This window comes from Aminobacter sp. P4_H6_2 (assembly GCF_056400805.1).
Map to the genome: position 1 here is coordinate 1 of NZ_JBFUKO010001017.1, position 1,151 is coordinate 1,151.

The window sequence follows — 1,151 nt, forward strand, 5'->3', positions numbered from 1 at the left end:
CCTATGGTATACCTCAAGCGTTCGAGCATCGACTGACGCTCAGTCTTCGCCACGGCTTAGGGTTTGGCGGCGCGGGCACGGAGATAGAAGACGATCGCGCCCCTGCATCCGCACATAACGAAAGGGCGGCCGAAGCATTGCTCCGACCGCCCTGACTTATCCAGTCATGTCAGCAAATGGACCAAGCCGGCCCGATCTGCTGCACCGGTTACGCTGCGCGCGTGTTCGGCTTGCGTGCGCCAAAGCGGCGCTTGCCGCCCTTGGGGGCCGCGCCATTCGGACGATCGCCCTTGGGCTTGCCGCCATTATTGCCACGTGGGCGCTGACCGCTGGGCCGGCGTTCCTCGCGGTCACCACGGTCGTTGGCCGGCACAAAGTTGCGCTCACCGGCCGGACGAGCCGGATCGGGCTCGCCAAGATGGTCGGCATCGATGGTCAGCTTCATGCGGATGATGCGCTCGACCTGCCTCAACTTGGAGTTTTCCGAGGGATCGACAAGCGTGACCGCAACGCCGTTGGCGCCGTTACGGCCGGTACGACCGATGCGATGGACATAGCTTTCGGCTTCGTCAGGCAGGTCGAAGTTCACGACGTGGCTGATGCCAGGCACGTCGATACCGCGTGCCGCGATGTCGGTTGCGACCAGAATGCGGACCTTACCGGCGCGGAAGCCGTTGAGTGCGGCCTGACGCGCGTTCTGCGACTTGTTGCCGTGAATGACGGCGGCGACAAAGCCGTCGCGATCCAGATCCTTCACGACACGGTCGGCACCATGCTTGGTGCGGGCAAAGACCAGGACCGAGGTCATGGATTCATCACCCAGCATCTTGGCCAGGATCTGACGCTTCTGCTTGGTGCGGGCCAGAATGATGCTCTGGCGGATTTCAGCCGCGGTCGTGCCCTGCGGCGCAACCTCGACACGAATCGGATCCTTGAGCAGGCCTTGCGCCAGCTCGGCGATCTCGGCGGGCATGGTTGCCGAAAACAGAGCGGTCTGACGGTTACGCGCAGTCGCCTTGGCGATACGCTTGACGTCGTTGATGAAGCCCATGTCGAGCATGCGGTCGGCCTCGTCGAGGACCAGCCACTGGGTATCGGCCAGCACAAGGTCGCCCTCACGGACGAGGTCGGTCAGGCGGCCGGGCGTGGCG

The 1,151-nt window shown here is 63.9% G+C and carries 1 pseudogene; it reads right to left on the bottom strand.

What is annotated here, in order from left to right:
* Positions 1–580: 580 nt before the first annotated feature.
* Positions 581–1,105, bottom strand: a pseudogene (locus AC1DUU_RS32590) (helicase-related protein); the annotation flags it as partial.
* Between the last annotated feature and the right edge of the window lie 46 nt (positions 1,106–1,151).